The sequence below is a fragment of the Psychrobacter sp. SZ93C1 genome (assembly GCF_015864635.1).
GTDB lineage: Bacteria > Pseudomonadota > Gammaproteobacteria > Pseudomonadales > Moraxellaceae > Psychrobacter > Psychrobacter fozii.
Map to the genome: position 1 here is coordinate 219737 of NZ_JADYWY010000007.1, position 6288 is coordinate 226024.

The 6288-nt window shown below is 40.0% G+C and carries 7 protein-coding genes; 6 read left to right on the forward strand and 1 reads right to left on the reverse strand.

All coding sequences use genetic code 11. The annotated features are described in order from the left end of the window. Positions 1-103: 103 nt before the first annotated feature. The 4 genes from I6E83_RS10665 (at position 104) to I6E83_RS10680 (ending at position 1294) form a co-directional block, all read left to right on the forward strand. Positions 104-274 (forward strand): hypothetical protein, encoded by a 171-nt coding sequence (locus I6E83_RS10665; RefSeq protein ID WP_197101806.1) that lies wholly within the window; start codon positions 104-106, stop codon positions 272-274. A 56-nt stretch (positions 275-330) separates the two neighbouring features. Beyond that, entirely contained in the window at positions 331-582 is a 252-nt protein-coding gene (locus I6E83_RS10670; RefSeq protein WP_197101808.1) for a hypothetical protein, read from the forward strand. A 147-nt stretch (positions 583-729) separates the two neighbouring features. Beyond that, positions 730-1029: a hypothetical protein gene (locus I6E83_RS10675; RefSeq protein WP_227680915.1), complete on the forward strand. Its 300-nt coding sequence runs from the start codon at positions 730-732 to the stop codon at positions 1027-1029. 64 nt (positions 1030-1093) lie between these two features. Next, positions 1094-1294, forward strand: a complete 201-nt coding sequence (locus I6E83_RS10680; protein ID WP_197101810.1) for a hypothetical protein — start codon at positions 1094-1096, stop codon at positions 1292-1294. A 162-nt stretch (positions 1295-1456) separates the two neighbouring features. Here I6E83_RS10680 and I6E83_RS10685 read toward each other — a convergent pair whose 3' ends face one another. After that, positions 1457-2122 (reverse strand): tRNA-(ms[2]io[6]A)-hydroxylase, encoded by a 666-nt coding sequence (locus I6E83_RS10685; RefSeq protein ID WP_227680922.1) that lies wholly within the window; start codon positions 2120-2122, stop codon positions 1457-1459. Positions 2123-2828: 706 nt separating this feature from the next. Here I6E83_RS10685 and I6E83_RS10690 point away from each other — a divergent pair. Then, a complete protein-coding gene (locus tag I6E83_RS10690) occupies positions 2829-5027 on the forward strand; it encodes a malate synthase G (protein WP_197101814.1) in 2199 nt (732 codons plus the stop codon). Between the two features lie 617 nt (positions 5028-5644). Beyond that, a partial coding sequence (locus I6E83_RS10695) for a porin (protein ID WP_197101816.1) occupies positions 5645-6288 on the forward strand: 644 nt, incomplete at its 3' end.

Consider the following 6288-nt stretch of genomic DNA (forward strand, 5'->3'; position numbering starts at 1 on the left):
GAGGTGCACAACGTTCTACTTATAATCAATATCAGTCCTAATAGATAAGTAGCTATATAAAAAACAAGTAAAACCAATGAATTATAAAAATAGGAAAATCATTATGAGTACGACAAACAACGACAGCTCAGATATCAAACAAGCAGCAGAAAACGCTGACAGCAAACAAATTGTACAAAATCTCAAGAGTGATAAAAAAATAGATGCACCTGAATCGTTGAGTGAAGAAGAGCAAACCTCTTTTATCGAAGATGAACTACGCACTGATAAATAGTTATGGTAATAAATGCTTTTATTTAACGTTTAACATATCAACGAGAGGAACATGCTATGACAATTGATAGTCAGTCAAACAATGAAGAAAAAGTAGTAGTCAATGATTTGGCAGCATCACATCCAAATAATGTGCAGGACAGTTATGAAGGGCGCAAGCATGAGCCAGACATTGATGGTCCACAGCAAGACTCACAAGAAACAGATGAAATATATGCTGATCCCCGAAAAGAAGAAGACTTACCAGCGGGTGGCAAAAATGTTGCGGACTTGAATGTCCAAGACTTGAGCCAAAAAGGTAACGAGTAAAGATTGGCTGATGTCGAATGAATCCGATAAGTAGCTTTGTTAATTAGCAATCTTTGATGATAAACAGCTTTTAATGACAAATAGCCTATTAATAATAGGCAACATAGCCGTTAAAAAGAGACGAATAAAAATAATAAGGATATGACCATGGAAAATAAAAAATCAGCATTATCAGCTGGCCAGATAGAAAAGAATATCACTGAGAACAAAGGAACGGACACGTTTGAAGAAGGGGTTGTTCGTTCAGAACACGTAAATGACAACGATAATCCTGCTCGTCAGCCTGATCGCCGTGACCAAGAGGGCAATGCTTTTGATGACGGTATTAATGAGCATACAGTTGGCAGTGAGCCTTCTAAAAGTGAAGGTATCAATAATCTAAACCGTTATGCAAATGCTGATAATGCGCAATCACGTGTGTTGAACCCTGATGAAAAAGACAGATAGTATTTACTTAGTAATTTATATGTAGATAAGACAATAATAATAACGACGAGAGTGAGGTGTCATTATGAGCATGCCAGACGATAAGGCAGTGAATCAGAATCATAAACTAAAAGATGCAGATGATAACAATGGCATTGTCGCTGATGATGCCTTACAGAAAGCCAATCCTGCTGCTGCAGAAAGAGCGACGGACGATCACGACCCACATAATATTGCCAAAAACCGTAAACAGTATGACAGTCCGCTAATGAAAGACGATAAATAGTTATTTATTGTGATGGTTCTGGATTCTACAAAGAGTGTCATAAGCAAAAACGTCAATAGACAGATCTAATCAGAATCAGAAAAGGTGTTACTAGAGTTCAAGCTAAATATCTTGAACTCTAGTAGAACCTTTTTTATTTGTCTAAACGATTGCTAGCGATATCTAAGCAGGTGTACCGCTATGAAAGCGCAATTCGGCATCTGGACTGGATATCAACTCTGATTCCACTTCTTTAAAGAAAGCCACTCTTTCATCAATATTGTCTTCAGACAGTGATTGAGCCAAGGCCAAATAATCTTCGAAATGACGACTTTCTGACTTAAGTAAGTAACGATAGTACTTTGCCAAGCGCTCATCATTGATAACCTCAGCCAACGACGCAAATCGTTCGCAAGAGCGTGCTTCAATGAATGCCCCAATGATTAGCACATCGATCATCGCTGCTGGCTCGTAAGTGCGCTTGTGCTTCAACATGCCTTTTGCATAGCGCCCAGCACTGAGATATTTCCACTCCAGACCACGGTCATTCATGATGCCTAGTACCTGCTCGTAATGTAGCATCTCTTCACGTATCAACTGCGCCAGCTTACACTGTAAATCATAGGAAAACTCATAGCGGAATATGAGATTCATGGCGGTGCCTGCTGCTTTTTTTTCGCAATTGGCATGATCCTGAATGATTAATGGCAAGTTATTAATCGCCGCATCTACCCAAGCCTGTGTGGTTCGAGCACCCAAGAAATTATAAATAGGCGATAGGTCTACCTTGATGGGCGTACGTAGCTGAGTGATATCAACACTGTCTTTTTCTATGCTGTCTTTTACCATAGCATTGTCGTTCATAAGTTCATCGTTTAAGGCGTTATCACTGCTGTTAATAGGTTTCATATTTTCTTTGTTCATAGTCTCTGTCATGGTTAAGTATTTGATACGTATTGGCTAAACATAAAAATGGGATAGATAACTAATAACTATAAGTCGATACAGTAATGATTACTTACTGTTTATCTGGGTCTAATTATCTGTGCATATAAAATCACTGAGAATAGACTTTAGGCTCGACAGCTTATAGGTCATCATAATTATACAACCCCAACATTTACTTAGTGAATGGTGTTTTCTTGTTTATTTCTTTATTTGATAGTAGGATAAGATTTTGCTAAAGCAGAATCTTTCTTACTATTGATATATCAGTCATCGCTTAGTGATGGATAGTGAGCATTATAACTCATGCCAATATGACATAAAGCTATTGATACACAGGTATAGACCGTTTGAAATAAATGGCTATATTTATGATCTGTATCGTTTTCTATAATGTTATTAGCAAGCGTGCTTCAACGCAGCAAAAAATGTATGTTAGTAGCATAGCACAAATGTTTAAAGCGCTATTCATGACAAACTTATATGATAGAACAACAGGTTTGATTCGTACTGCATCTAAACTTGGAATAGATGTCTAAGACCGACAATGTCCAATCATTGCGGTAGCAACTTCGTATTTACACTCTCACGAACAGATAAGGATAACAACATGAGCCAGTCTTCTAACGCCAATCGTATTCAAAAAGGCATCCTTGCCATCGACCAGCAATTGTATGACTTTATTGAAAACGAAGTTCTACCGAAAGTCGGTGTTGACTCAGACAGTTATTGGTCAGGTTTCGAAAAAGTCATCAAAGAGTTTACCCCGCGCAACAAGGCATTGCTTGCGACTCGTGACAAAATTCAAGCACAGATTGATCAGTGGCATTTAGACAACCCTGCCAAAGACGGCGAAATCGATTACCCTACATATAAGGCATTTTTACAAGAGATTGGGTATCTATTACCAGAAGGCGATGACTTCAAAGTTAGCACACAAAACGTCGATGATGAGATTGCTCATATCGCAGGGCCACAGCTGGTCGTACCAGTGCGCAATGCTCGTTACGCACTGAACGCAACCAATGCACGTTGGGGTAGTTTGTATGATGCCTTATATGGTACCGATGTCATCAGTGATGATAATGGTCAAGAAGCAACAGGTGGCTATAATCCGACTCGTGGTGCTGCTGTCGTCGCTTATGCAAAAGCATTCTTAGATGAAAACTTTGCGCTAGCATCAGGCTCATACAATGACGCGACAGGCTTTGCAGTGGTTGATGGCACGCTTTCAGTTATCCAAGGTGATAGCAGCACTTCGCTAAAAGACACTGAAAAATTTGTCGGTTTTGTGGGTGATGCCGCAGCACCAACAGGTATTTTATTAAAGAACAACAATCTGCATGCCGAAATCCAAATCGATGCCAATCATCCAGTTGGTAAAGATGATCCTGCAAATATCAAAGACGTCTTACTTGAGTCAGCGATTACAGCCATTCAAGATTGTGAAGATTCAGTCGCTGCGGTTGACGCTGAAGAAAAAGTTGAAGTCTATCGCAACTGGCTTGGTTTGATGAATGCTGACCTGCAAGAAACCTTCGAAAAAGGTGGCAAGACGCGTACTCGTCAACAAAATCCAGACCGCGAATACACTAGGCCAGATGGTGGCAAACTTATCCTACCGGGTCGTTCGTTACTACTCATTCGTAACGTCGGTCACTTGATGCAAAACCCAGCAATCTTAGTAGATTTGGGTAATGGTCAAGAACAAATCTTCGAAGGATTGATGGATGGCTTAATCACGCCATTATTGTCTTTAAATGATTTAAAAGGTAAAAACCCACTATCGAATTCACGCAAAGGCTCAATGTATATCGTTAAGCCAAAAATGCATGGCCCTGAAGAAGTCAAAATGGCCAATGACTTGTTTAACGCTTCAGAAGACTTGCTAGGGCTTGAGCGCAATAGCCTTAAAATCGGCATCATGGATGAAGAACGTCGCATGACGGTCAACTTAAAAGAAGCCATTCGCCAAGCCAAAGAGCGAGTGATCTTTATCAATACTGGTTTCCTCGACCGTACAGGTGATGAGATGCATACCAGTATGAATGCAGGCCCATTTGTACCAAAAGGTGAGATGAAGTCACAAGCATGGCAGCCAGCCTATGAGCAGTGGAACGTAGATGTTGGCCTTGAGACAGGTCTACAGGGTGTTGCTCAGATTGGTAAAGGCATGTGGGCGAAGCCTGATGAAATGAAAGAGATGATGGACACCAAGGCCGCGCATCCTAAGTCTGGTGCTAGTACGGCATGGGTACCGTCACCAACAGGGGCAACCTTGCACAGCATGCACTATCATCAAGTAAATGTGACAGAAGTACAAGACAGCCTAAAATCACGTGAGCGTGCAAGCTTGGATGATATCTTGACCATTCCATTAGCGAAAGACACCAACTGGTCTAAAGAAGAAAAGCAGCAAGAATTAGAGAACAATGCGCAGGGTATCCTAGGTTATGTCGTACGCTGGGTAAACCAAGGCGTTGGTTGCTCTAAAGTACCTGATATCGATGATGTTGGTCTTATGGAAGATCGTGCCACGCTACGTATTTCCAGTCAACATATCGCTAACTGGCTGCATCATAATGTGATCACTGAGGAGCAAGTGCTTGAGACCATGAAGCGTATGGCAAAAGTCGTTGATGAACAAAATGCTGGTGATAGTGATTATCAACCAATGGCTAGCGATTTTGAAAACTCTTATGCGTTTAAGGCAGCCTGTGATTTAGTGTTTAAAGGACGTGAGCAGCCTAGTGGCTACACTGAACCATTGTTGCATCAGGCACGTCTTGATCTAAAAGCAAACACCTAAAATGATAAATTAAGTATCATTTTTTAGGCAGGCTTAAGCTAATGAGCAGGATGGTATATTGTACTATCTTGCTCGTTTGTGACTGTCAAATGTGACAAAAATAAGACAAGCAGTATTTTATAAGCGCTATTTATTGTTAAATAAATAGCGCTTTTTTTGGCTAAATACTTGATATTCGTTATTGCTATTTAAGATTATCAGTAATGATATTAATCAATGTTTTCTGTATCTTGTTGAGTCAATAGAATTTTTTTTAGTGATCGCTCAAATACAGCCAAGCATTTTTTATTTGATAATGGATGTATCGAAAAAGCAAAAAAACATGTTGCAAATTATGTCAAAGTTGTTATGCTTGTACTCGAAGTATGAGTTTGGTAACGGATGTTACGCAAGGAGCAATAAATACCAAAGGTTACATGGCAGTTACGTTGTTTTAATCCCAGTCATGTGAGTCATGGTTTTTGATCTTACTGCAATAGCAATTCGCCACACTTGTTCCTGACTAATCTCGGTAGCCAGTTACACATTATATCTTTGAGGATTTGTGACGATACCATTATGAGCACCAGCTAATAATAGCTAGCTTATTACTAAAATTGTAAAGTGGAGATACACCCATGAAAAAACTACTTTTAGCTACAGCAGTTGCTGCTTTATCTGTATCTGCAGCCAATGCAGCCCCTACTATTTATGGTAAAGCATTCGTTACTGCTGACTATGTAAATGCTGAGCGTGACTCATCACTTCCAGAATATGATGTAGATAGCGATTCAGTACAAATCAACTCAAACATCTCACGTCTTGGTTTCAAAGGCTCTGAAGCAATGACTGCTAACACTGATGTTATCTATCAGTTAGAGTATGGCATTGCTATCGATGACAGTGGTGATGATAATGTTGCTTTAAGAAGCCGTGATACTTACCTTGGTCTAGACAACAAAACCTTAGGTCAGTTCCGTTTCGGTCGTAACTACTCAGTGACTGACTACATCAATAACGTAACTGTTACTGAAGGTTTTTGGGACAATCTAGGTGTTAGTAACCTTGACATGGAAGACGATATCCTTGATGCAGTAACCATGGCTGATGGTGGTCGTGTTAATAACTCAATCGTATGGATTGCACCTAAATACAATGGTCTACCATTAGAACTTGCACTTCAGTATGGTGCTGATGAATCTTTTGTATCTGATGATGATGACCGTGATAGTGGTTTTGGTGCATCGTTGATGTTTGACCAAGGTACTGGCTTCACTGCTGG